We start from the raw sequence: 23,349 nt of genomic DNA, 5'->3' as shown, positions 1-23,349 counted from the left end.
GTCACTCAGTAAACATTAAGAAATGATGATTTCTCAATCCTACGTGAGTGCCCACACAGATTGTCTGACAAATTGTTAAAGAGCTTGCTTCGTTACCGAAGCGGGATGCGCATAATACACCATCCGATTTTGAAGTCAAGCAGAATTCGTAGAACTCTTTTTGACTCAAACTTCAGCTTTCTAGGCTTTCGCCTTGAATTCTGAAGAGGAGCGCCATTTTATCCAGTAAACTTAGCCAGTCAAGGACTTTTTAGCAAAGTTTTCTGTGTGGCTGCTGCCGTGCTGAACGGTTTGTTCAAGCCCCTAAGCGGCTTGTCCCCGTCAACGTGGAGCGCATTATAGGGAGGTTCTGACCGAACGCAAGCGGGTTTGGCAAAAAAACGCATCGACTGAACACACTTTCACCCATCGCTGTTTTTACCCCCGTAAACAGACCAAATCTTGCGCTACACAGGCCGGATCTGCTCAAATCCTAGCTCTCGAATGCTACCTTGCATCGCCTTGTTAGGCGTCGCCCCGGTGTAGAGGAAGATCGCCTCGGCTCGCTCAGGCAAGCGGATCCCCAGAGTATTGAGTTGATGACGTGTCCGCCTAGCGATCGCTTCGCCAGAATCGATCAATTCAACCTTGTCCCCGAGCACCTGCGCCAACTCTTCAGCCACCAATGGAAAGTGGGTACATCCCAGAACCACCTGATCCGGTGAGGGCTTGGCATCAAGAAAGGGAGATAGGATCTCTCTAAGGTGCACCATATCGGGTGGCTGGCCCGCCAGTTTGGCTTCGGCCATACGCACCAGCTCACTACTACCGATCCGTATCACCTCAACGTGTTGTGCAAAGGCGTCGATCAATTGATCGGTATAACGACGCTGAACCGTGCCTGGAGTGGCCAGAAGGCCAATGACCCGACGGCGAGATCGTTCCGCCGCAGGCTTGATGGCCGGGACCACACCGATCACCGGCACGGCTAGCTGCCGGCGCAGTGGCTCCAACACCAAAGTACTGGCGGAATTGCAGGCCACCACCACCAAAACCACCCCATGTTCGCTCACCTGTTTCTGGATCAGGGCAACACACCCTGCCACCAACTCATCGGCAGGCAATTCGCCATAGGGGAAACGCGCCGTATCGGCTAAATAGCGGATTGGCGCATGGGGCAGTGTCGCCCTAAGGTGACGGTACACCGATAAGCCACCAACGCCTGAGTCGAATAAGAGAATGGAACCCATAGATCTCGTCTGCTAAGTAATAAGCTGGAATGTGTGCATGGGCATTTTCACATAGGCCGTGCTTTCCACCAAGAACACTGGACTTGGCAACACAGGTGGTTAGAATTTGCCCCCTTCAATATTATCGCTCGGAGAATTACATGGATCTGGCTGCACTCGATCCCCGCCATTACGAAGATCAGTTGGCCGAAAAGGCCGAGCGCATGCGCGCCCTCTTCGCCCCTTACGCTACCCCGGAATTGGAAGTGTTCCGCTCCGAGCCCGAGCATTACCGGATGCGTGCCGAGTTCCGAGTCTGGCACGAAGGTGAGGCTCTGGACTACATCATGTTTGACCAGGCGCGTAAAGAGCGTGTCGCCGTGACTCAGTTCCTGCCAGCCAGTGCACTGATCAACGAGTACATGACAAAGCTGCATGCCGCGCTGCAACCCAACCCCGCATTGCGCCACAAGCTGTTCCAAGTGGATTTTCTCTCCACCCTCAGCGGTGAGTTGGTGATCAGCCTGCTATACCATCGCCAACTGGATGACGTTTGGCAGGAGGAGATCAAGGCACTGAAAGATCGTTGGGGAGAGCCTAAGGTTCACTTTATTGGGCGGGCACGCAAACAAAAGGTTTGCCTGGATCAGGACCATGTCGACGAGATCCTCCATGTTCATGGACAGCCCTATCACTACCGTCAGACTGAGAATAGCTTTACCCAGCCAAACGGTAAGGTGGCAGAAAAGATGCTGGAGTGGGCAGTCGACGCCACTCGGGGTAGCCAAGGTGATCTGCTCGAGCTGTACTGTGGCAATGGCAACTTCTCATTGGCACTGGCCCAGAACTTCCGCAAAGTCTTGGCGACCGAGCTGGCCAAGCCTTCCGTGGAGGCGGCACAGCACAACATCGCCAAAAACCAGATCGATAACGTCACCATCTTGCGCATGTCGGCAGAAGACTTTACCGATGCGGTCAATGGAGTTCGAGAGTTCCGTCGCCTCAAAGGGATTGATCTAAAAGCCTATGACTGCAACACCATCTTTGTGGATCCGCCCCGTTCTGGGCTCGATCCGGCGACGGAAAAAATGGTGCAGGGTTACGACCGGATCCTCTACATCTCCTGCAACCCGGAAACCTTGTTGCACAACATGGAAACTTTGGGCCAAACCCATAAGATCACTCGTTTCGCCCTGTTTGATCAGTTCCCCTACACCCACCATATGGAAGCGGGTGTGCTGCTAGAGCGGAAATAGCGAGACCTGTTTCAAAGTCTTGTGGGAGCACTCTTCACAGAGCCCTACCAAACCCGCCCTGTGGCGGGTTTTTTATCGGTCCCCGTCACCCATGGGTAGATTGTGCCGTAGGGACCCGCTGAGTAAAATCGCGAAAAGTCACTGTACGTTTTTTTTCTATCCCTTAGCGTTGTCTCCAACAGCAAAAAAGAGATCATGCAAACCATGGCTACAGTAGGTAAATACAAGCGGATCGCACTCGCGGCAACCATCAGTCTCTCCTTTGGCGCCGCTGCCAAACAACCTAACGTCATTATCATCCTGACGGACGACCAAGGTTGGGGGGATGTGGGCTATCACGGGATTGAAGATATCCATACGCCCAACATCGACAAACTCGCGGCGGGAGGCACCTCCTTCGCTCAGGGCTATGTGACCGCCTCGGTCTGTGGTCCTTCCCGCGCCGGACTGATCACCGGTCTGCATCAACAGCGTATGGGTTATTACGGCAACGGCCCTCTGAGTGTCATTCCTCACGAGCAGCAAAACCTGCCAGAGATGCTGAAAGAGCTAGGCTACCAAACCGGCATGATCGGCAAATGGCATCTGGGTCAGGAAGAAGACCAAATGCCCTGGCGACGGGGTTTTGATTTTTACTATGGGTCCCCGCATGGTTCGCACGACTATTTCCGCTCTGCTGACAGCAAGAATGAGAAGCGCAAGCGGTACCTGCCCATGCTGCGCAATGGCGAAGTCGACACGCCAGTTCAGGAACGGGGTGACTACCTAACCGACGTATACACAGACGAAGCGGTTAACTTTATTGAACAACATAAAGAGGAGCCCTTCTTTCTCTACCTGGCACACAATGCAGTCCATTTCCCCTGGCAAGTCGCGGATCGCTACATAGAGCGGCTGGCCGAACTACCGGTCGAGCACGAGGAGCGCCGCTTTTTCGCAGGCATGGTGCTAGCGGTTGATGACAGTGTTGGCCGCATCATGGACAGCCTCAACCAGCATGAACTGACGGAAGATACGCTGATCTTTTTCCTTAGCGATAATGGCGCCCCCAGAGGCCAGGGATTTACTGCCCCAAAGCAGAAGCAGCGGGGGGAAACCACCATGGCCAGCCCGGGCGACTTCAATGGCTTTAAAGGGGATACCTATGAAGGCGGCCTACGCGTTCCCTTTATTGCCCACTGGCCTGGCACCATTCCTGCCGGCCAAGTCTATCCACACCCCGTTGTCAGCTATGACATGGCTCCTACCATCGTGGCACGCTCAGGCATGACACAACCGAGCAAAGGATTGTCGTTTGATGGTGTCGATCTGCTCCCTTACCTGACAGGCAAGAGAGCAGAAGATGACCGACCCCATGACACGCTGCATTGGCGCCGGGATAATGATTACGCTATCCGTGATGGTGATTGGAAACTGACTTGGAATAGTCAAAGCGGTCCCCAGACCATACGCCTGTTCAATCTGGCGAATGATCCGGGGGAGCGGGAAGATCTGGTCAACAAGTATCCGGAAAGGGCCCAGATGCTGCAGGATAAGTTTGACGAGTGGGACAGCAGCTTGCCGGATAACATGGGTGGGAAGAACCCTGCCAACCGTAACTACGAGTTTTCCAAAGGCAAGCGAACCCACGTCGGACGCTTCAACGAGCAACAGGAATCTCAATAAGGGCTAAGAACTGCCAATAAGACTTCCCCGCCTTCCCGGCGGGGAAGGTCTTTAACTCTCTGTCGGTTTTCGATACTTGTTTGAGTTCTGCAGGGCTTCCCCCCCCATGGCCAGCATGGCAACCTGCAATACCAAACGCTCACTCAATGCCTGGCGCTCAGACCGAGGCAGATCCAGCGCCTCGGAGCCGGAGGAGAATACCAGCACGACCATGGCCTCCGCCTGGGCATAAGATAGCTCCTGTAAGCGGCCAGCCCGGCTCTGCAGATAGTCATTGAGCTCATCGGTAAAATGGCGGATCTCCCGGTTCACTGCGAAACGAAATGCCGCCGACGTCCCGGTACGTTCACGCAACAGCAGGCGAAACACGTTGGGGTTGCTGTCGACAAACTCCATAAAGATCTCGATGGAGGCCCGCACCACGCTGCCTCCCTGCTCGGCCCGCTGCCGTCCCTTTCGCATCAGCTGGCGCAAGGTCAACCCGCCCTCATCCACCATATTGAGCCCAAGCTCTTCCATATCTTTAAAATGGCGGTAGAAAGAGGTTGGCGCGATGCCCGCTTCGCGAGCCACTTCCCGCAGGCTTAAGCTGGAGAAACTGCGCTCGGCGCTAAGCTGGTTGAAGGCGGCATCCACCAAAGCACGCCGGGTCTTCTCTTTTTGCTGCGCTCGGATCCCCATGGCTTCTCACTCTCATCATTCAAATCAGGCAAAACAGGGTGATAGTAACCCTATTGGGGCAAATTCGCATCCGCTCAGACCCACCACTTGCATTTGCGGTTGGATTTGGGACAATGGCTTACACCTGTACGCTGAAAGTGTTGTCACGGATGAACAAACAACCCCCTCTGATCTGGCTCAATATTGCCGTCTTTAGCCTGACCTTCACCCTCTCGCTGGTGGCCGTCCCCTGGTATGGCCTGGCACAGGGCTACTCCCTGGCCAGCCTTCTGATCGCCGTCCTGTTTTCCCTGTGGAGCGGCATCGCCATCACCGCAGGCTACCATCGACTCTGGTCTCACAGAGCCTGGCAGACCCACCCCGTTATTCAATGGTGGCTGGCCATCGGCGGTGCCATGGCGGCCCAGAACAGCATCCTGAACTGGGCCTCAGATCACCGTACCCATCATAAACACGTCGATGACAATGAGCGGGATCCCTATTCCGCCGGGCGGGGATTCTGGTTCAGCCATATGGGCTGGATGCTGAGGGAATATCACGGTGAAACCGACTTGCGGAATGTGCGAGATCTGCAGAAAAACCCCATCGTCATGCACCAGCATCGACACTATGGCAAATGGGTCGCCTTAACCAACATCGGCCTTCCCTTAGGACTCGGTGCACTCTGTGGCGATCTCTGGGGCACCCTGCTGCTGGCCGGTGTTCTGCGCCTCACCCTGGTACATCACTGCACCTTCTTCATCAACTCCCTGGCCCATATCTGGGGAAGCCAACCCTACAGCGACCGGCACAGCTCGCGAGACAATGGCTTGTTGGCCCTGCTCACCTATGGCGAGGGCTACCACAACTTTCACCACACCTTCGAATACGACTACCGCAACGGCGTACGCTGGTGGCAGTTCGATCCCACCAAGTGGCTAATCCAGCTGCTCACCCGATGTGGCCTGGCCTGGGATCTACGGCGAGTTCCCGGGGAGCGGATCGAAGCCGCCCGCCTGGCGATGCAGCTCAAAACCAGTCAAGCGCAATTGGCTCAGCAGCCTAGGATGGAAGAACGGCTCGCCCTCCTCGAACAGGAGTACGAACAACTGCTCGCCAAGTTGCAAAGCTACTACTCAGAGAAGCAACGCTTGCTGAAAGTGCATCGACATAGACTGGATCGCAAGGCTCGTCGGCAGCTCAAAGAACTCAAAGCCGCCCTCGAACAACAACAGCGACAATGGCAGCAACTGCGGAGCCAGTTACACACCCAACTCTGAGCCGATAGAAACAAGAAGTCCCGCTGATCTCAGCGGGACTTCTTTGTCAAATTTCCTCGTCAGGGAGCAAAGCTGATATCCATCCACACAAGACGGGAATCTGAGCTAAGGCTCCCATCTGGCTCCCCGACGCCATTATCGTCGTACATCCATTCAGAACCATTTTCCCCTGACAGCGGCCAGAAAACACCTGAGCCAACAACTCCTTCAATATTGGGATCCGCCAACAGCTTATGGATCAACAAGTAGTCGTGGCGCATACCATCAAAACCGGTCCAAACAGCCGGCACTTCATGACTCGAAGGATTCGGTAGGCTTCCTTGATACTCATCGGCACCGGCACTTTTAGGCGTATGCACCACGGAATTAAAAGCACTGTAGCGGTCAAAGTCTGCCGCAAACAGCATCCGCTCCAAAGCAAGCCGATCACCCTTGTAGCTGGGATCACCATTAATGGCAATGGCCCGCGCATTAACGTCATGATCGTTGGCAAGGTGGCCCATCAGGACAAAAGGAGCAGAATCACTCACCCCCCCCCGGCGTCCCTGATCATCAACGATGTAATGCCCTTTGCCCTGGGCACTGATGTAGTCTGAGATAAATTGGAGCTGATCGGCATTACGCGCCGACATGTAGGTTTTCCCCTCGCGCGACATGGGAGACTCAAGCTGAGTAGCCAGAATACTAAAGCGGCGACCATCATTGAGCACCAGAGGAATATCGACGAAATTGGTGCTCATCAGATTTAATGCTTCGAACGCATCCTCGTCCATCCAGTTCGAGCTATCAAGCGCCGGCAGGCGGGCACCCAACCCAGGATTGCTCCACTTAAAGTCTCTAAACGTCCGCATTCCGTTATGATCCAGCGGATACTGAGAGAACAAGACAAAAGTATTTTGTCCTGAAAAATGCCCATACCCATGCGCATCCTCCGGCAGCCCACCGCGATTACCGTCTCCATTGACGTCAAATGAGATACCGTCGCCGGAATTTGACTCTGCGATATAACGGTAGCGATACGTCAGCCCTTCATTGCCATACTGACCAACGGCTAAGTAATTCGCTTCGAACTCGTCAATCGCCGTCGAATCAATATGGTACGGGTAAGGTTTCCCCGTAACTTTTGCCGACACACCGGTCAGCAGCAGGACATCAGGACGTTTGCCGTTCCTATCATCTATCCCCTGTTCTGACACCTTACTTTGGATTATCGCCGCCAGATTACGCAGGTAGGTCACATCATCGCGCCCTGTTTCTGCCAATAACTCAGACCACCCCTTGTCATGGTCGTACGTCATATCCACATGGAAGGTGGCAAAGCGCACCGTATCCGTGAAATAGCTGTGGTTATTGCTTGAATCGCTGCACGCCGTGAGGGCCAGGGCTGCCAGGGCCAGGCCGAGGGTTTGAAACTTCATGGGGGGAGACTCCGTACTGCGTTACCCGAAGAGTTGGCGCCAAAATATGATGTCTGTCCCCTTCATTCAAGAGAGAGAACAAAGATTTGCTGGGCTTTTAGACGAAAATCCACCCACTGGGGTAAACTCGGTCGCAGTCCCAAGACACAGGAATCCCTCATGACGGTAAGATTAACCGAATACAGCCATGGTGCCGGCTGCGGCTGCAAGATCAGCCCCAAGGTGCTCGACACCATGCTGCAAAGCCAGCTGGATCTGAAACCGGACCCCAAGCTCCTCGTGGGAAATGCGTCCCGCGACGATGCCGCCGTGTATGCCCTGGATGACAAAACCGGGATCATCAGCACCACGGATTTCTTTATGCCCATCGTCGACGATCCCTTTACCTTTGGCCGGATCGCCGCCACCAACGCCATCAGCGACATCTATGCCATGGGCGGCACGCCGATGATGGCCATTGCCATCCTCGGTTGGCCGGTGAACCTGCTGGGGCCGGAGATCGCCCAACAGGTGATCGACGGCGGCCGCGCCGCCTGCCGGGATGCGGGGATCATGCTGGCCGGTGGCCACAGTATCGATGCTCCCGAGCCGATCTTTGGCCTGGCGGTCACCGGTCAGGTAGAGCTGGACAAACTCAAGCGCAACGATACCGCCCGGGCCGGTGACAAGCTGTACCTGACCAAGCCTCTGGGGATCGGGATCCTGACCACGGCCCAGAAGCAGAAGAAGCTGGAAGCGAGTGACGATCAGATCGCCATCCAAGCCATGTGCCAGCTCAATACCATTGCCACCACCCTGAGCCAACTGCCAGGCGTCAACGCCCTGACCGATGTGACCGGGTTTGGCCTAGGTGGCCACCTGTTGGAGATGTGTCAGGGGGCCGATCTGCAAGCCCAGATCCAGCTGGACCAGCTGCCCCTGCTGCCGCGGATCGATCACTACCTGGCCCAGGGCTGCATTCCGGGTGGTACCCATCGCAACCACGACAGCTATGGTGACCAGATCGCCCCATTGGATGATCAGGCCAAGGCCCTGCTGTGCGATCCCCAAACGTCTGGTGGTCTGCTGATCGCCGTTTCGCCGGAGCATGCCAGCGCCCTGGAAGCCGTGCTGGCCGAGGCCGGTCTGCCGGATCAATGCATCGGTGAGCTGAGCGCCTACCAGGGTGCCCTGCGGATCGCCCATGTCTGATCGGATCCCGGCACGCGACTACGCCGAGTTGCTGCTTGGCAACACGCCCATGATCGATCTGCGGGCCCCGGTGGAGTTTGAAAAAGGTGCCTTCCCGACCTCCATCAGTTTGCCCCTGATGAGCGATCAGGAGCGGGCCGCCGTGGGAACCTGCTATAAAGAGCAGGGCCCGCAGGCGGCGATCGCGCTGGGCCACCAACTGGTCAGCGGCGCGACCAAGCAGGCCAGGATCGATGCCTGGCTCGCCCAGGTAACCGCTCAACCCGACACCGTGCTCTACTGTTTTCGTGGTGGCATGCGCTCCGAGATCAGCCAGCAATGGCTCAAGGAGGCAGGAAGGGATCGCCCCTTCGTTGAGGGAGGCTACAAGGGGATGCGCAGCTTCCTGATCGAACAAACGGATCAACTGACCGTCGACGCCAATATGGTGATCGTCGGCGGCATGACCGGCTGCGGCAAAACCGATTTCCTGGTGCCCCGGAGTGACAGCGTCGATCTGGAAGGACTGGCCAACCACAGGGGCTCCAGCTTCGGTCGTCAACTGACCGAACAGCCCACCCAGATCCAGTTTGAGAACACCCTGGCTTTGGCGCTGATGCGCCACCGGGCCCGTGGTGCCAAACAACTGGTTTTGGAAGATGAGAGTCGACTGATCGGTCGTGCCTCATTGCCACTGGAGATGTACGAGCGGATGGCCCTGGCCCCGAGGGTGATCCTGGAGGTGAGTACCGAAGATCGTATCGAGCAGATCCTCAAGGATTATGTGACCGACATGCAAGCCGCCTTTATTGCCCGAGATGGCCTTGAGGCCGGCCACCAGGCGTTCAGTGAGCACCTGCTCGCCAGCCTGAGCCGGGTTAAGAAACGCTTGGGGCCGGTACGCTATCAGGCGCTCAACAGCATCATGGAGGAGGCACTTCAGGCCCAGCTGAGCCAGGGCGAGTTGGATGGTCACAGGGATTGGATCGCCCAGTTGCTGAGTGATTACTACGATCCCATGTACCACTATCAGCTCAGTAAAAAAGCCAGCAAGCCCCTGTTCCAGGGGCCACCCGATGCCGTTGCCGAGTTCCTCGATCAACGTAATCGGCAAGGCTAAACACAACAAGGCCGCCCTTTGAGGGCGGCCTTGTTACGCCATAGAAGCCTTAACTGTCGCGAGGCGGCAAGATCCGCTGCCAGGGCAGCTCCTGGGAACCCAATACCATGTAGTTGGGATTCTCCAGGCTTTCTCGCTCGTTATAGCTCAGGGGCTGATAACGGGTATCGACGATGACCCCCCCGGCCTCTGAGACGATGCACTGAGAAGCCCCGGTATCCCACTCACCGGTCGGGCCCAGCCTCAGGTAACAGTCCGCAGCCCCTTCCGCCACCATGCAGCTCTTCAACGAGGCACTGCCAAAGGGCACCATCTCATAGCTGCGGGCAGGATCCAGGCGGGCCATTACGGTTTCCCGACGCTGGCGTCGGCTCACCGCTATCTTCAGTGCCTCGCTGCCACCGACATCCCGACAGTGGATCGCCTCCAATGCGCCCTGGTAATACTTGAAGGCTCCATCGCCGCGAGTCGCGTAATAGCATGCCTCACTGATTGGGGCATAGATCACCCCAAGGACGGGCACTCCCTCCTCCACCAGGCAGATGTTGACGGCAAAATCGCCACTGCCGGCGATAAACTCCTGGGTGCCATCGAGGGGATCAATCAACCAGTACTGCTGCCAATGGCAACGCTGGGACAAAGGGATCTCGGCGTCCTCTTCGGACAGGATGGGGATCTCCGGGGTCAACTGGGTCAAAGCGGAGACAATCAATCGGTGTGCGGCCAGATCGGCACTGGTCACCGGGGTGTTATCGGACTTGGTCAGGGCCTCGTACTGGCCCTCTTCATAGATCACCCGGATCTGCTTTCCTGCCTGGATCGCAATCTCCATCACCGGGTCTAGTAATGCGCGTAGGCGACTCACTTCACCACCTCTTAACTACGACACACCTTCCAGTTTCAGCCTCTTTTGAGCCAAAAACAAGGCGCTGATTGAGCGAGACTCGGAAAAGTCCGGCCTCGCCAGTAAAGAATCCATGTCATCCAGTGCCCAGGGAACCACCTCCAACGGCTCGGGCTCATCCCCTTGCAAACGGCTGGGGTAGAGATCCCGAGCCAGCAGGATATCCATCCTCGCCGAAAAATAGCTGGGCGCCAAGGCCACCTGGTGCAGTGGCTCTAGCGTACGGGCACCATAACCGATCTCTTCCTGCAACTCCCGATTGGCCGCTACCATCGGCGTTTCACCTGGATCGATCAAGCCCTTGGGGAAACCCAGTTCGTAACTGTGGGTCCCTGCCGCATACTCCCGCACCAGCAGTACGGTATTGTTATCCAGCAGGGGCACCACCATCACCGCACCACTCATGGTGCCACGCATCCGCTCATAATGGCGCTCAACGCCATTACTGAATCGCAGATGCAGCTGCTCCACTTGAAACAGGCGACTCTTGGCAACCAGCTCTGTTGCCAGGATCTCAGGTTTTTTGTTGCGGCTCATTACATGCTGTCCTTAGCTCAAAGACCGGGGATGGGTCCGTTATAGTTCAGCGGATAGGCGCCGCTGTCATCCGGCTTCCCCAGGAACACCAGGGCCTGACGCAGATCGGCTGGCTGGCCGTCGGTTTCCCGAATGCTGGCCTCAAGTTTTACCTGGTTCTGCGCCAGCAATAGCGCCTCCCCTTCGACACCTATCTGGTTCTCCGCCGGATCCACCGTCAGCTGGATATTGCCCTGCTGGCATCCCAACTCTCCGGCGATACTCCCCAGCGGATAGTGACCAAACTGGTTGCGTACATCCAGACCATTCACCAGCAGACGCCCATTCAACTGATCGCACCAGGGGCTACCCTGCGCCAGGGTGCGAAGATTAAGGGTAACGTCGCCCTTAAGCTCGGTGCGCAATGGCAGGCGGGCATCCCCCACCAGCCATCCGATCGGTGCCGACAATCTCAACCCCTGGGCCTGCAGGCCGGTAAAGCCATACTGCACCTCACCCCGTCCTTGCACCTGGGGGCCATCCAGACGAAACGCTAATGCCGCTTTACCGGTCAGCAGGCGTCCTGGAAACAGTTCCCAGCTCAACTGCTCAAGCTGACGCCCCTGAACATTGAGCTGGCCGATTTTGCCCTGCCACAGGGTACCCGAGACCCCCTGAGCATCTATTCCCGTTGGTTTTGGCGCCAACTGCCATACCCAGGCAGCGGGTACATGGGCCAGCAGAAACACCAGATACACAAAAAAGCCAGCCAGGCCGTACTTCAACATCTTCAACTTACTGTCCCTCAAGGCTTGGCGATCTGCAAACGACGCACCTGGATCAGACCCGCCTGCTGTGACGCCGTCACATCCAGGGCCTCCACCACCACGCCCTGCTCTTGACCCAAATCGGCCAGCCACGCCATCAGGGTTTCGAACTGGGTATCCTCGAGCCACAACTGCAACTTATCTCCCTGAGGCTGCATCCGGCCAATCTTGAGCCCGGCGGATGCGGCACTGCGACTGGCGATCTGGCTCAAACTGCCACCACCGCTGGTTTGCCCGCCGCTCTGACCGGCCAGGGTGACATAACGATTGGCATCCTGCTTCATCTGATTCAGGGCAATTTCGCCGCCTCGCACCGAGCTGCGAGCATCCTCGACAGAATTTGCCAGCGGCAGCCAGATCCCGTAATAGAGGATCGCCAATAGCAACAAGGGGCCGGCAATGCTCATCTTGCGACGCTCGGACTCGGTGCGCTCAAACCACCATTGCTGGAGCTGCTCCCAATACGCACCCATTATTTTGTCCTCACAGTGACGGTACCGGATACACCCTGCTCATCGTTATTCAAAGCACCAACATCCACTTGAAAATCCGATGCGATCGCCTCATTGAACGATTCGAACTGAGCAAAGCTTTTGCCATTAAGCTGCAGGCGGATCTCCCCTCGACTCGCATCGAAACGGATCCCTTCGGGCCGGATCCCCTCTTGGGCCGCAAAGGCCGGTGTCAGTTTCGCCAGCATATCGGTCAGTTCACCGCCTCCACCGCCCCCACCCAAGCCGCGCAGCTTGGCGCGCAACTGGCTGGCAGGGTTCACCACGCGCTGCTCATTGGGAAACAACTGGCGATAGATCCGCACCTGTTCATCGGCCAACTCAACGCGTTTCTGCTTCAGTTGGTAGAGGCTCAAGCCGTTGTGCGCCAGCCCCATCAGGAACAAGATCCCAGCCGCGATCCCGACTTTGGCCCAGATCTTAACGGCCTTGCCCAGCTCCCGCGCTGGCGCATAGAGGCCGGTCAGCAGGTTCATGGGGGCCTTGGCAAACCCTTGCGCCAACAACTGCATCGGCAGCTCCAGGGGCTGACCCTCGGCGGCGATCCCCTCGGGCAATTCGCAATCACTGAACAGGGCCCAGGGCAGCTCTGGATCCACCGGCAAGCGCTCGGCCAGTGCTTCAAACCAGTCCGCCTCAAACACCTGACCGGCCGCGGGCCCCTGGCGCAACAGGATCTGTGACTCCAGTTGCAGCAGCGACAGGGCTGTCTCCGGCACCAAGGGCAAGGCCAGCAGATCCGGCACCATGCGGGTACAGGGAAGCTGGGCATCCGCCAACCAGGCTTGCCATACCACCATCTGAGACTGGCTGACTACGGCCACGCTGAGCTGTTCGCCATTGCGGGGGCCCAGCACAAAGTGCAATTGCTCCACATCCTCGGCCAGCCCCTCTTCCAGCATAAAGGGCACCGCCTTCGCAGCCTGGCGCTGAGCCTTGGCTGGCAGGCTGACTTCAGTCAGATTGATGGCACTGCTGTCTACCAGCACATCCACCGGACGGCCACCGGCACGTTCGGTCAGGCTGGCCAAAGCAAATGCGTTCGGCAGCACACCGGAGCTGATCACTCCTTGCTGTTCATCGGACCAGGTGATCCAGGGGATCGCTTGTTGGGCGTGACTGCCCAAGCGTACGACCAGTCGTTCGCTCACTGTTGGCCTCCATACTGGCGGGTTAACACCGTCAGGTTGTTATCCCCACCACGTCGTAAAATACTTTCCAATCGAAACACCGCGTTGTCCACCTTGGCACCACCGCGGAGTCGAAAATAATCGCTGTCTACCGCCACCGTGCCCTTGGTCTGCTCGGACAAGTCCGATAACCGTGACAGGGCGGACTCTTCCCAGAACTTGGCGGTACTCTCCCAACCATCGCCAGGGCGATTATTGATCAGGCTTTGCGCTTCACTCAGGCTCAAGCGTCCCTCCAACATCCCCACCAGCAAAGCGGCATGTTCCTCGGTGACCGTATTCACGTTAAGCACCTGGCGATCGTTTCCAGGGATCACACAGAGATAATCGCTCAAATACTGGTACAACTGGGCCGAGCTGCCCAACACCGCACGCAATTCACTGTGATGACTCATCAGCTGGTTCGGACTCCGATAGGGAAACTGGCGCGCCTCATACTCAGGATCCTCGGCGCCAAAGCTGCCGGAGGGATCGCTGTCGGCATCGACAAAATCTTTGATCCGATCGGCCAGCAATTCGGCGGTATATCGGTCCACCTCCAAGGCTTCCAGCATGGCGATAAACTGACGGCCCGCCAAGGGGGTCTGGTAAGGATCTTTTTGTTTTTCCTGCTGAGTCAGCTCCTGAGACAGCCCATTGAGATTAAAGCAGGCGCGCAGATCTTCGATGTTTCCTCCGATCTGGCCGTGATCGACCGGATACACCACATCAGCGGTGGCCCAATACTGCTGCAGATGCACGGTACCATCGGCATCCTCGAAGTCCTGTTTCAGCACCCGCATGGCCAGGGCCTCGGAGGAGAGTGCATACCAGTAGGCCTGATCGAAGTGATTGAGATTTACCGTGCGCCGTATCGACAGCTGACTGCGCTGGGTCATCGCTGCCCCCAGGGTCACGATCACCGTCAGCACCAGCAGCACCGTCAGCAAGGCGACCCCTCGTTGTTTACGCCTCATGTGCCTGTGCCCCCGCCATTGTTGCCGGAGCCACCGTCATTCTCTTCCTCACTCTCGTCATTGCCACCGCTGCCAGCTCCCTGGTTACTGTCGTCCTGCTCATTGAGGGAGAAGCCATCGGGCAGCAGGAAGTGACGGCGGATCACCCCCAGATCGGCCAACTCCATCTCTACGGCAACGGCCTGAGGAAAGGATTCGCCATCGGTCTGGGTTTGCCAACCACCGTCGAGGTAGAAGGCAAACTTGAGATCCACCACACCATCGAGCAGATCCAGGCTGATCGGCTCCTCACCGGCAACCGGATCCGGATACAGGGTGTAGAGTCGCTGAAGCTTCTCCTCCTTGATCCGGTAGATCACCTGTTGCAGGGAGCCCCGAGGCAGACGCCCCTGGGGATTGAGCCAGCCCAGGCGATAGAAGCGGATCCCCTGGGCATCGGAGTTCACCAGATTGCCGCCATACTCAAACAGCTTGCTGGAAACATCACCGTAAGCATCACGGCTGCCCCGGGGCACCATCTGGCCAAAATCCCGCTCCAGCATGGTCATCGCCAGCTGCAGATCTTTCAACCGCCCCTGGGCTTGCTGACTGATCTCATCGGAGGCGATCACCTGCTGCATCACGTTGGCCGTGGCCACGCCCAGCATGGCGAACACCGCCATCGCCAGCAGCATCTCCATCAGGGTAAAGCCACGGAGACGCCGGGCACCACGCTTAGCTGGGATCGGCGACATAGGTCTGTACCTCGGCCACGATATTTTCGAAGCTTTGTTCCAGGCTGACCGACACCTCGATCATCCTCAATTTCTCATCGGATGCTTTCACCACCCGCTGTTGCCAGTACCAGGTCCGATCGGCCAGCTCGGTTTGACCCCGCTTGGTGCCCAGCTCGGGAAACGGGCTCTCCAGCCTCAGATCGACCAGGCGGTTGTGCACCACATAGTTGGCCAGGGTTCGCTCTTGCAGGATCGGTACCGAATTGAGCTGAATACTGGCGGTATTGATCACCGCAATGGCAGCAGTGGCGAAGATCGCCAACGCCATCATCACCTCGATCAGGGTAAAGCCACGCTTTCTCTGGCTCTGCCTTATTGGGCCCAGTGCGCTCACCGCTCCTCCTGTTCATGTACCCAGGCGATGCGGCCCAGCATATCGCCGACCAGCTCGAGATCCGCGGTGTCACTGCCCCGCTCAATCGAAGAAAAGATCAGGTTGAACCCCGTCATCTCTCCGGACGGCATCAGCAGCAACTGGGGCTCTGGACGCTTGCGCTTCTCCTCTTCGGACAGCTCAAACAGGGACTCATCCAGGCCAAAGTCGGACGCTTTGTCTTCATCCCCCTGGGAGAGGGGCAGCCCCTCCAGCTCCAGGGTCATCTCGACCTCTTCCGGCATGCGCCGCTCTCGGTAGAAGTCATCCCTCTGGTGCTCCTCCCAAGCTTGGTCATCCAGATTCCAACGGGCAAAGAAGTAATGATCCGGCTCGATCACCACCCCCACCAGTTCGCCAGTCATCGCCGCCTCTTCCAGCGCCATACCGACCACCAGGCGGAACTCGTTGCCCGCCTTCATCATCGCCTCGCGGCGCTTATCGCCGCCCAGGGTGATGGCCACAGCGCCGATCATAAAACCGATCAGCGCCACCACCAGCAACAGCTCAAGCATGGTAAAGCCCCGCTGCCGCGGGGCTTTAGCCAGGGAGTGACGGACGCCGCGGGGCATTACTGGAAGTCGGCCAGGTTATAGTTGCAGATATCGTCGTCGGTACCAAACTGCTGGTCTGGTCCGGCGGAGCAGAGATCAAAACGACCGTTCGCACCCGGGCTTTCCAGGTAGTACTGGCCACCCCAGGGATCGGTCGGCAGACGCTGGATGTAACCGCCTTCCTGGTAGTTGCGAGGCTCAGGGCGAATGTTGGGACGGCTGACCAGGGCTTCCAGCCCCTGCTCCGTGGTCGGCAGGACACTGTTATGGGCATAGTACATGCTGATGGCATTCTCCAGACCGGAGATATCCGCTACCGCCTTTTGCCGGTTCGCCGTATCCCGGTTGCCCATGATGTTCGGAGCCACCAGGCCTGCCAGGATCCCGATGATCACCAGAACCATCATCACTTCCAGCAGGGTAAAACCGCGCACGTTACGGCGCTGTCGCAGTTGTCGTTTCATTTCAGCCTTTCCTCAAAAAATCTCTTTCAATTAAATCATCTGGTTCAGTGCAAGCATCGGCTGCAGGATGGAAATTACGATAAACATCACGATCCCCGCCATGGTGACGATGATCAGGGGCTGCATCACCGCCAGGGCGATGGTCATAGTGGCCTCAAACTCCCGATCCTGGTTGTCCGCCGCTCGTCCCAGCATGCTGTCCAGTTCTCCGGATTTCTCACCGGAGGCGATCATATGCAGCATCATGGGGGGAAACAGTTTGGTTTGCTGCAGCGACGCCCGTAATGATGCCCCCTCACGCACCTTGGCCGCCGCCTCAGTCACCGCCGTTTTCACCTTGAGGTTCAGCAGCACGTCCGAGGCGATCTTCATCGCTTCGAGCATGGGCACGCCGGAGCTGGTCAGGGTACTCAGGGTGCGGGCAAAGCGTGCCGTATTGAGTCCGCGTGAGATCTTACCGATCAGCGGCATTCGCAACAGGGTCTCGTGCCAGCGCAATTTGAAATTGGGATTACGCAACGCCTGGGTGAACCCCAAGATCGCCAAAACGATCAGCCCTAGGATATAGAGTCCGTAATCGTTTAGAAATTCACTGCTGTCGATCAGGAACTGGGTGGTGGCGGGAAGCGCCTCCCCCATATGATCGAACTGGGAAACCACCTTAGGCACCACGGAGGTGAGCAGGTAGTAGACCACGGACAGACACAGGAGGATCAGGATCACCGGATAGACCAGCGCCTGGGTCAACTTAGAATTGAGCTCCTGTTTGCGCTCGGTGTGGTCGGACAGACGCTCCAGCACCACTTCCAGGTGCCCAGATTTCTCCCCCGCCGCCACCATGGCCACAAACAACTCATCGAACACGCGGGGATAGTCGGACAGGGCTTCCGCCAGGGAATAGCCCTCAACCACCTTGGCCCGTACGGCCATCATCATGCTCTTGAGCCGTGGCTTTTCATTCTGATCCGCCACCGCCTTGAGGCACTCCTCCAGCGGCAAACCACCGGCCACCAGGGTGGCCAGCTGACGGGTGATCAGGGAAAGCTCTTTAGCACCGATCTTGGGCTGGAACAGGTTGCCAAAGGAGAAACCGCTGGCCTTGGCTCGCTTCTCCCGCTGGGCAGCCTCGGTGATGCTTACCGGCATCAACTGCTTCTCACGCAGTTGACTGCGTGCCTGTTTGGCGGTGTCGGCCTCGATCACCCCCTTGACCTGGCGCCCCTTGAGATCCAGTGCCTGATATTCGAACGCGGCCATGCCTTACTCCTCGCGGGTAACCCGCAACACCTCTTCCAGGGTCGTCACACCAGCCAGTACCTTGCCAAACCCGTCTTCCCGAATAGAGGGGGTGGTTTGACGCAGGTAGCGCTCGATGGCCAGCTCGCCCTTGCCGCTGTGGATCAGCTCACGGATGGTGTCGTCCACCTCCAGCAGTTCATGGATCCCGGTTCGACCCTTGTAGCCGCCGCCATTACAGGCCTCGCAGCCCACCGGCGAGTAGATCTTGACACCATCATCTTCGGCCAGCCCAAGCAGGGCTCGCTCCCGCTCATTGGGCACATGAGGCTGCTTACACTCGGGGCACAGGGTTCGCACCAGACGCTGGGCGACCACCCCCAGCAGAGAGGAGGAAACCAGGAACGGCTCTACCCCCATGTCCTGCAGACGGGTAATGGCGCCGGAGGCGGTGTTGGTGTGCAGGGTCGACATCACCAGGTGTCCGGTCAGGGATGCCTGTACGGCGATCTGTCCGGTTTCCAGATCCCGGATCTCCCCCACCATCACCACATCCGGATCCTGACGCAGGATAGCGCGCAGGCCCCGGGCAAAGGTCATGTCCACCTTGGTATTGACCTGGGTCTGGCCAATGCCTTCCAACTCGTATTCGATGGGATCTTCTACCGTCAGGATGTTGCGATCCCGACTGTTGATCTCGGTCAGGCCCGCGTACAGGGTAGTGGACTTACCCGAGCCGGTGGGACCGGTCACCAGCAGGATGCCGTGGGGACGGCGGATCAGGTGCTGGAAACGCTCACGGATACGCTGATCCATACCCAATTGCTTGAGGTTCAGCACCGACTGGTTCTTATCCAGCAGACGCATCACCACCCGCTCACCACGGGAGCTGGGCATGGTGGAAACCCGCACATCCACGGCTCGACCGCCAATACGCAGGGAGATCCGGCCATCCTGAGGCACCCGCTTCTCGGCGATATCCAGTTTGGCCATCACCTTGATCCGGGACACCAGCAATGAGGCGATCTTACGCTGTTGCTTGAGCACTTCCCGCAAGACACCATCGACCCGGAAGCGCACCACCAGATCTTTCTCGTAGGTTTCCACATGGATGTCCGAAGCACCCAGCTTGATGGACTCAGACAACAGGGCGTTGATCAGTCGAATGATCGGCGCATCGTCATCGGCATCGAGCAGATCTTCCGTTTCCGGCAGTTCGTCTACCAGGGAGGTCAGATCGTCATCCTTGCCAATGTCCTCCATCAGCTGCTGGGCTTCGGAGGAGTCCTGCTGATACAGCTCCGTCAGACGCAGATCGAACGCGCCGCGCTCCATCACGGTCAGGGGCAGGGGCTCACCGGCAAAACGACGGGCCTCGGTGAGCGCGGGCAGGCTGGCCTCGGCGATATGGCACAGGGTCCGAGGGTCCGCCTCGTCGTCGATCATGACACCGAAACGGCGGGCAAAGGCGAAGGGCAAACGACCGCTTGCCATGCTCTCCTGCTCACCGGTCGGCTCATCTCGTGGCTCCCCGCCCTCGGGCAGTTCAGGGTGAAGGTTCTCTTCACTCATTGGCGGACTCCACCTCGTCCTTGCCCAGGGCCTTGTTCATCCACTGACGCTCGTCACGCAGCGGGGTCGGCAGATCATCGCCGCCCTGATGACGCTTGAGCAGCTCGAAGATCTCCGGGCTCATCCCCTCAGGGACCACCCACTCCTCCAGAACCGGCACATCCGTATTGGGCATCAGATTGATGCCACGGGCCTGCTGCTTGAGCTGCTCACCCCGGAAGTAGTTGTACTTGCGGCCGGACAGGCCCGACATGGTGACGTCGTCACGGATGATGGTCGGCTTGATGAAGATCATCAGATTGCGCTTGCTCTTACGGGAGCTGGTGGAGCTGAACAGATGGCCGATCACCGGGATATCCCCCAGCAACGGGATCTTGGAGACACTCTCCTGCACATCCTCGTTGAGCAGGCCGCCCAGTACCACGGTCTGACCGGAATCGGCCAACACCGTAGTCTTCAGGGTGCGCTTACCAAAGGTGACGTCCACCGAGGTACGACCGTTGACGTTGGAGGTCTCCTGCTCGATCTGCAGCTGGACCGCATCCCCTTCGTTGATCTGCGGAGTCACGGTGAGCTTGATCCCCACCTCCTTGCGCTCAACGGTGGTGAAGGGGTTGTCGTTATTGGAGCCGGCGCTGGAGCCGGTGATCACCGGCACCTCGTCACCCACCACGAAGCTGGCTTCCTGGTTGTCCAGGGTGGTGATGGAGGGGGTCGCCAGCACGTTGGAGTTGGAGTCCGAGGCCACCGCCTGGATCAAGGCGGCAAAGTCGCCGGAGGCGATGCCCCAGGCCATGCCATTGACCTTGGCCAGGGCCGAGGCCAGACCGGAGATATCGCCATCAATATCCGGATTGTCGGTACAGGTCAGGTTATCTCCTGAGCCGGTACAGGTATTCGAAGCCTTGGTCGGGCGAGCGTTCCACACGCCGGCGCCGATCTCACCGATGGTGGTGCCAAAGCCGGTGTTGTACTGCACCAGGCCACCACTGGCCGAGCCGTACTGGACGCTGAAGCCCACCTCATCGCCCTCGGCGATCTCAACGATGATCGCTTCCACCAGCACCTGGGCGCGGCGGATATCCAACTGACGGATCACGCTCTCCAGGGTCTGGATCTGGTCCGGCTGGGCATTGATCACCAGGGCGTTGGATTCGACATGGGCCATGATGGTGATCTCGTTACGGCGGCGCTGTTGCTGCTGCCCTCCATCGTCGTTCTGCAGGCTCTCGGCGAAGCCCGACAGCACCTGCTGCAGATCCTCCGCCTTGGCGTACTTGAGGTAGACCACCTTGGTGTTGCCCGAGCTCTTCATCTCCCGATCCAGCTCACGCACGAGTGTGGCGGCGCGTTTTCGGGCACGTTCATCGCCACTGATCACCACGGAGTTGGTCCGCTCATCGGCTACCACCTTGGGAACCGAGCCCGCACCGGTGGATGCAGGCTGACCACCACCCCGGTACAGGGCATCAATGATCCGTACCATCTCCCCGGCAGACGCGTAGTTGAGCTTGACCACCTCGACCTTAGTATCACCCTGCAGATCGACCCGCTTGATGATCTCCACCAGTTTGTTCACGGTCACGGCGCGACCGGTGATCATCATGACGTTGGAGGGATCGTAATTCACCACGTTACCGCCGCGGGCGTTGTCATTGAGCTGACGCAACAGGGGCGCCAACTGCTTGGCCTCGACGTTGTACAGGGGCACGATGCGGGTCACCATCTCGTCACCCACTCCGGGGTTCTCATCGTCCGCCACCCGGATGTTCATGTCCTTGGCGTCCTTGTCCTTCACCACCTTGATGATGTTGGCCTCTTCCATTTCAACAATGGAGTAGCCATAGACCTGCAGGACACTGAGAAAGAACTGGTAGTACTGATCTTCGCTGAGCAGATCGTAACTGCGCACGTTGATCTTACCGCGCACGGTCGGATCAACGATGATGGTTTTCTCCAGGTTTTTACCCACGATGTTGATAAATTCCTGGATGTCGGTGCCCTTGAAGTTGGCGGCGTACTGAGCCGGCTCCTCGGCAACCGCAAAGGCGGCGACGCCCGCTAACATCCCCGCAAGTACCTGGTTGCGAACCCAGGGCAGTCGGCGCTGCTTAAAAGTCATGGTGCTTCCTTCGCTCGAAGTCGTTTATTGGGTTGGCAGGGCAAAGTCGATCTGGGTCAGTTGCCCATCTCGCTCCACCATCAAAGAGGCATCGGTGAGATCTTTGAGCTCACCCATCAGCTGCGCGGCCTCGGCCAAATTCGTCAGATCATAGCCATTGACGGATACGGCAATGTCATTGGGTTTCAAACCCGAAGCCATAAAGAGCTCTCGCCCCTCGCGTCCTGGATTGAGGCGGTATCCCTTGAGACCCCCATCACCCCGTACCGGCGAGAAGCTAATGTAATCAGTGAGTTTGCCCGGATCGGTGAGCATCATCTCGCGCGCCTGGGCCACGGCCCGGCCGGCGGCATCGGGATCCACCGCCGTGGTAGGCCGACTCGGCTCACGCAGGCGCTGAGTTTCGCTGGAGAGTTCCCGGGTGTATTCAACACCGTCCAACATCAGGGTCTCATAGCGGCCCTGGTTGAGGATGATGGCACGGTCTGCATACACTTCGTGCAGACTGGCATTGGTGCCCTCGATCTTATCACCGATCCCATAGGTTTCCTGGGCGCCACGGTTTTCGATCACCGCGATCCCTCGGTTCTCCACCGAGCTGGCCACCAGGCCGGTCAACAGGATACGCAGGCTTGTTTTGGGCGCATCGGTGATCAGATCTCGTGCCACCGGCTCTGGCTCGGGGGCGACAGGCTTGGCATCCGGCTTACCAAACAGGTTGAGTGCCAACAGGGGATCAATAGACACGGAGGAGGACCCGCCCCCACCCTGCACGGTCGGTCGCCATTGCACTTCACCACCGTCTGGCTCGGGAAGGATCTGCCAGGTGATCAATGCCGCCAGGTACAGACAGCAGAGTACCAAAATGAGCGTAAGGACCCGGGCCGTGGCGGCCTGCGGGATCCGTGCCAGCCAGCGCTGGATCGGTAATGAAAGTTCCATCGGTCGGGAAAATGCGTCCTGCGCCTGGGCCTTGGGCCGCGCGCTAACCTAAATTCAGTTGTTTGATGCTAACTTACGCCAAGGGCAAGTAACAAGCCAGCCTTGGCGAAACGGCACTTCATGGCGGAAAATACACGATTATGTTAACTTTGCCCGCCCAAAGTTGCTGTGAAGCTCGCCCCCCTTTATCAACCGTAGGCGTTTTGTGTGGCAAAACAAGGTACAAAAGGCTCGAATGCAGGAGATTTGACCAGCGTTCGGCTCGACAAATGGCTCTGGGCCGCCCGGTTTTACAAGACCCGTGCCCTGGCCCAGGAGATGATCAACGGCGGTAAGGTGCAGGTCAATGGCCAGCGCAGCAAGCCCAGCCGCAAACTGGAAGTGGGTGCCACGGTAACCCTGTGGCAAGGCTTTGACGAGAAGGAACTTGACGTCCTTGGTCTGTCGGAGAAGCGTCTTGGCGCTCCCCTGGCCGAGGCGCTCTACCGGGAAACGGAACAAAGCGTGCAGAAACGGGCGCAACGAGCGGAGCAGCGCCGCCTGATGGCGGATGCCGATCCCCATGCCCGCCGCCCGGACAAAAAGCAGCGACGCCAACTCCTTCGTGTCAAACACCAGGACGAGTAAA

General features: G+C 58.1%; 23 protein-coding genes. 6 read left to right on the top strand and 17 right to left on the bottom strand.

What is annotated here, in order from left to right:
• Positions 1-446: 446 nt before the first annotated feature.
• Positions 447-1,229 (bottom strand): glutamate racemase, encoded by a 783-nt coding sequence (gene murI, locus AC2D8U_RS17905; RefSeq protein ID WP_484620437.1) that lies wholly within the window; start codon positions 1,227-1,229, stop codon positions 447-449.
• A 140-nt stretch (positions 1,230-1,369) separates the two neighbouring features.
• On the opposite strand from murI, the gene trmA reads away from it, so the two are divergent.
• A complete protein-coding gene (trmA, locus tag AC2D8U_RS17900) occupies positions 1,370-2,464 on the top strand; it encodes a tRNA (uridine(54)-C5)-methyltransferase TrmA (RefSeq protein ID WP_484620436.1) in 1,095 nt (364 codons plus the stop codon).
• Positions 2,465-2,668: 204 nt separating this feature from the next.
• Positions 2,669-4,129: a sulfatase family protein gene (locus AC2D8U_RS17895; RefSeq protein WP_484620435.1), complete on the top strand. Its 1,461-nt coding sequence runs from the start codon at positions 2,669-2,671 to the stop codon at positions 4,127-4,129.
• 51 nt (positions 4,130-4,180) lie between these two features.
• Here the strand turns inward: AC2D8U_RS17895 and fabR are convergent, their stop codons facing one another.
• Positions 4,181-4,810: an HTH-type transcriptional repressor FabR gene (fabR, locus tag AC2D8U_RS17890; RefSeq protein ID WP_484620434.1), complete on the bottom strand. Its 630-nt coding sequence runs from the start codon at positions 4,808-4,810 to the stop codon at positions 4,181-4,183.
• 149 nt (positions 4,811-4,959) lie between these two features.
• Here fabR and AC2D8U_RS17885 point away from each other — a divergent pair, with 149 nt between their 5' ends.
• Positions 4,960-6,069 (top strand): acyl-CoA desaturase, encoded by a 1,110-nt coding sequence (locus AC2D8U_RS17885; RefSeq protein ID WP_484620433.1) that lies wholly within the window; start codon positions 4,960-4,962, stop codon positions 6,067-6,069.
• A gap of 59 nt (positions 6,070-6,128) precedes the next feature.
• Here the strand turns inward: AC2D8U_RS17885 and AC2D8U_RS17880 are convergent, their stop codons facing one another.
• Positions 6,129-7,487 (bottom strand): hypothetical protein, encoded by a 1,359-nt coding sequence (locus tag AC2D8U_RS17880; RefSeq protein WP_484620432.1) that lies wholly within the window; start codon positions 7,485-7,487, stop codon positions 6,129-6,131.
• Positions 7,488-7,646: 159 nt separating this feature from the next.
• Here AC2D8U_RS17880 and selD point away from each other — a divergent pair, with 159 nt between their 5' ends.
• Together selD and mnmH are read left to right on the top strand one after the other, a co-directional pair.
• The gene (selD, locus tag AC2D8U_RS17875) at positions 7,647-8,678 is read left to right on the top strand and encodes a selenide, water dikinase SelD (protein WP_484620431.1); all 1,032 of its coding nucleotides are present in this window, start codon (positions 7,647-7,649) and stop codon (positions 8,676-8,678) included.
• Positions 8,671-9,777, top strand: coding sequence for a tRNA 2-selenouridine(34) synthase MnmH (gene mnmH, locus AC2D8U_RS17870; protein ID WP_484620430.1), 1,107 nt, complete (start codon positions 8,671-8,673; stop codon positions 9,775-9,777). The genes selD and mnmH overlap by 8 nt, the downstream gene beginning before the upstream one ends.
• Before the next feature lie 49 nt (positions 9,778-9,826).
• Here the strand turns inward: mnmH and cysQ are convergent, their stop codons facing one another.
• Genes cysQ through gspC form a run of 14 tightly spaced genes read right to left on the bottom strand, consistent with a single transcriptional unit; the run spans position 9,827 to position 22,721 of the window.
• Positions 9,827-10,642 (bottom strand): 3'(2'),5'-bisphosphate nucleotidase CysQ, encoded by an 816-nt coding sequence (cysQ, locus tag AC2D8U_RS17865; RefSeq protein WP_484620429.1) that lies wholly within the window; start codon positions 10,640-10,642, stop codon positions 9,827-9,829.
• 15 nt (positions 10,643-10,657) lie between these two features.
• Positions 10,658-11,218: an ADP compounds hydrolase NudE gene (nudE, locus tag AC2D8U_RS17860; protein WP_484620428.1), complete on the bottom strand. Its 561-nt coding sequence runs from the start codon at positions 11,216-11,218 to the stop codon at positions 10,658-10,660.
• Between the two features lie 17 nt (positions 11,219-11,235).
• The gene (locus AC2D8U_RS17855; RefSeq protein WP_484620444.1) at positions 11,236-11,985 is read right to left on the bottom strand and encodes a type II secretion system protein N; all 750 of its coding nucleotides are present in this window, start codon (positions 11,983-11,985) and stop codon (positions 11,236-11,238) included.
• A gap of 17 nt (positions 11,986-12,002) precedes the next feature.
• Positions 12,003-12,497, bottom strand: coding sequence for a type II secretion system protein GspM (gspM, locus tag AC2D8U_RS17850; protein WP_484620427.1), 495 nt, complete (start codon positions 12,495-12,497; stop codon positions 12,003-12,005).
• Positions 12,497-13,687, bottom strand: coding sequence for a type II secretion system protein GspL (gene gspL / locus AC2D8U_RS17845; RefSeq protein WP_484620426.1), 1,191 nt, complete (start codon positions 13,685-13,687; stop codon positions 12,497-12,499). The genes gspM and gspL overlap by 1 nt, the downstream gene beginning before the upstream one ends.
• Positions 13,684-14,682 (bottom strand): type II secretion system minor pseudopilin GspK, encoded by a 999-nt coding sequence (gspK, locus tag AC2D8U_RS17840; RefSeq protein WP_484620425.1) that lies wholly within the window; start codon positions 14,680-14,682, stop codon positions 13,684-13,686. Before gspK ends, gspL begins: the two co-directional genes overlap by 4 nt.
• Positions 14,679-15,416, bottom strand: coding sequence for a type II secretion system minor pseudopilin GspJ (gene gspJ / locus AC2D8U_RS17835; protein ID WP_484620424.1), 738 nt, complete (start codon positions 15,414-15,416; stop codon positions 14,679-14,681). The genes gspK and gspJ overlap by 4 nt, the downstream gene beginning before the upstream one ends.
• The gene (gene gspI, locus AC2D8U_RS17830) at positions 15,397-15,792 is read right to left on the bottom strand and encodes a type II secretion system minor pseudopilin GspI (RefSeq protein ID WP_484620423.1); all 396 of its coding nucleotides are present in this window, start codon (positions 15,790-15,792) and stop codon (positions 15,397-15,399) included. The genes gspJ and gspI overlap by 20 nt, the downstream gene beginning before the upstream one ends.
• Entirely contained in the window at positions 15,789-16,403 is a 615-nt protein-coding gene (gene gspH / locus AC2D8U_RS17825) for a type II secretion system minor pseudopilin GspH (RefSeq protein ID WP_484620422.1), read from the bottom strand. The genes gspI and gspH overlap by 4 nt, the downstream gene beginning before the upstream one ends.
• Positions 16,403-16,837, bottom strand: a complete 435-nt coding sequence (gene gspG, locus AC2D8U_RS17820; RefSeq protein WP_484620443.1) for a type II secretion system major pseudopilin GspG — start codon at positions 16,835-16,837, stop codon at positions 16,403-16,405. Before gspG ends, gspH begins: the two co-directional genes overlap by 1 nt.
• Positions 16,838-16,879: 42 nt before the next feature.
• Positions 16,880-18,106: a type II secretion system inner membrane protein GspF gene (gene gspF / locus AC2D8U_RS17815; RefSeq protein ID WP_484620421.1), complete on the bottom strand. Its 1,227-nt coding sequence runs from the start codon at positions 18,104-18,106 to the stop codon at positions 16,880-16,882.
• A gap of 3 nt (positions 18,107-18,109) precedes the next feature.
• On the bottom strand, positions 18,110-19,657 hold the full coding sequence (gene gspE, locus AC2D8U_RS17810) for a type II secretion system ATPase GspE (RefSeq protein WP_484620420.1): 1,548 nt from the start codon (positions 19,655-19,657) through the stop codon (positions 18,110-18,112).
• Positions 19,650-21,779: a type II secretion system secretin GspD gene (gspD, locus tag AC2D8U_RS17805; protein ID WP_484620419.1), complete on the bottom strand. Its 2,130-nt coding sequence runs from the start codon at positions 21,777-21,779 to the stop codon at positions 19,650-19,652. Before gspD ends, gspE begins: the two co-directional genes overlap by 8 nt.
• Before the next feature lie 24 nt (positions 21,780-21,803).
• Positions 21,804-22,721: a type II secretion system protein GspC gene (gspC, locus tag AC2D8U_RS17800; protein ID WP_484620418.1), complete on the bottom strand. Its 918-nt coding sequence runs from the start codon at positions 22,719-22,721 to the stop codon at positions 21,804-21,806.
• Between the two features lie 246 nt (positions 22,722-22,967).
• Here gspC and hslR point away from each other — a divergent pair, with 246 nt between their 5' ends.
• Positions 22,968-23,348 (top strand): ribosome-associated heat shock protein Hsp15, encoded by a 381-nt coding sequence (hslR, locus tag AC2D8U_RS17795; RefSeq protein ID WP_484620417.1) that lies wholly within the window; start codon positions 22,968-22,970, stop codon positions 23,346-23,348.
• Position 23,349 lies beyond the last annotated feature (1 nt).

The organism is Ferrimonas sp. YIN67, from assembly GCF_057219095.1.
This window is presented reverse-complemented; position numbering and strand designations above follow the sequence as displayed.

Excerpts from the sequence above, each read along its gene's own strand:
- gspJ (WP_484620424.1), bottom strand. The coding sequence starts at position 15,416 with ATGTCGCCGATCCCAGCTAAGCGTGGTGCCCGGCGTCTCCGTGGCTTT.
- AC2D8U_RS17895 (WP_484620435.1), top strand. The coding sequence starts at position 2,669 with ATGGCTACAGTAGGTAAATACAAGCGGATCGCACTCGCGGCAACCATC.
- AC2D8U_RS17880 (WP_484620432.1), bottom strand. The coding sequence starts at position 7,487 with ATGAAGTTTCAAACCCTCGGCCTGGCCCTGGCAGCCCTGGCCCTCACG.
- nudE (WP_484620428.1), bottom strand. The coding sequence starts at position 11,218 with ATGAGCCGCAACAAAAAACCTGAGATCCTGGCAACAGAGCTGGTTGCC.
- gspE (WP_484620420.1), bottom strand. The coding sequence starts at position 19,657 with ATGAGTGAAGAGAACCTTCACCCTGAACTGCCCGAGGGCGGGGAGCCA.
- mnmH (WP_484620430.1), top strand. The coding sequence starts at position 8,671 with ATGTCTGATCGGATCCCGGCACGCGACTACGCCGAGTTGCTGCTTGGC.
- murI (WP_484620437.1), bottom strand. The coding sequence starts at position 1,229 with ATGGGTTCCATTCTCTTATTCGACTCAGGCGTTGGTGGCTTATCGGTG.
- gspD (WP_484620419.1), bottom strand. The coding sequence starts at position 21,779 with ATGACTTTTAAGCAGCGCCGACTGCCCTGGGTTCGCAACCAGGTACTT.
- AC2D8U_RS17855 (WP_484620444.1), bottom strand. The coding sequence starts at position 11,985 with ATGTTGAAGTACGGCCTGGCTGGCTTTTTTGTGTATCTGGTGTTTCTG.
- fabR (WP_484620434.1), bottom strand. The coding sequence starts at position 4,810 with ATGGGGATCCGAGCGCAGCAAAAAGAGAAGACCCGGCGTGCTTTGGTG.
- gspF (WP_484620421.1), bottom strand. The coding sequence starts at position 18,106 with ATGGCCGCGTTCGAATATCAGGCACTGGATCTCAAGGGGCGCCAGGTC.
- gspK (WP_484620425.1), bottom strand. The coding sequence starts at position 14,682 with ATGAGGCGTAAACAACGAGGGGTCGCCTTGCTGACGGTGCTGCTGGTG.
- trmA (WP_484620436.1), top strand. The coding sequence starts at position 1,370 with ATGGATCTGGCTGCACTCGATCCCCGCCATTACGAAGATCAGTTGGCC.
- selD (WP_484620431.1), top strand. The coding sequence starts at position 7,647 with ATGACGGTAAGATTAACCGAATACAGCCATGGTGCCGGCTGCGGCTGC.
- gspH (WP_484620422.1), bottom strand. The coding sequence starts at position 16,403 with ATGCCCCGCGGCGTCCGTCACTCCCTGGCTAAAGCCCCGCGGCAGCGG.
- gspC (WP_484620418.1), bottom strand. The coding sequence starts at position 22,721 with ATGGAACTTTCATTACCGATCCAGCGCTGGCTGGCACGGATCCCGCAG.
- AC2D8U_RS17885 (WP_484620433.1), top strand. The coding sequence starts at position 4,960 with ATGAACAAACAACCCCCTCTGATCTGGCTCAATATTGCCGTCTTTAGC.
- gspM (WP_484620427.1), bottom strand. The coding sequence starts at position 12,497 with ATGGGTGCGTATTGGGAGCAGCTCCAGCAATGGTGGTTTGAGCGCACC.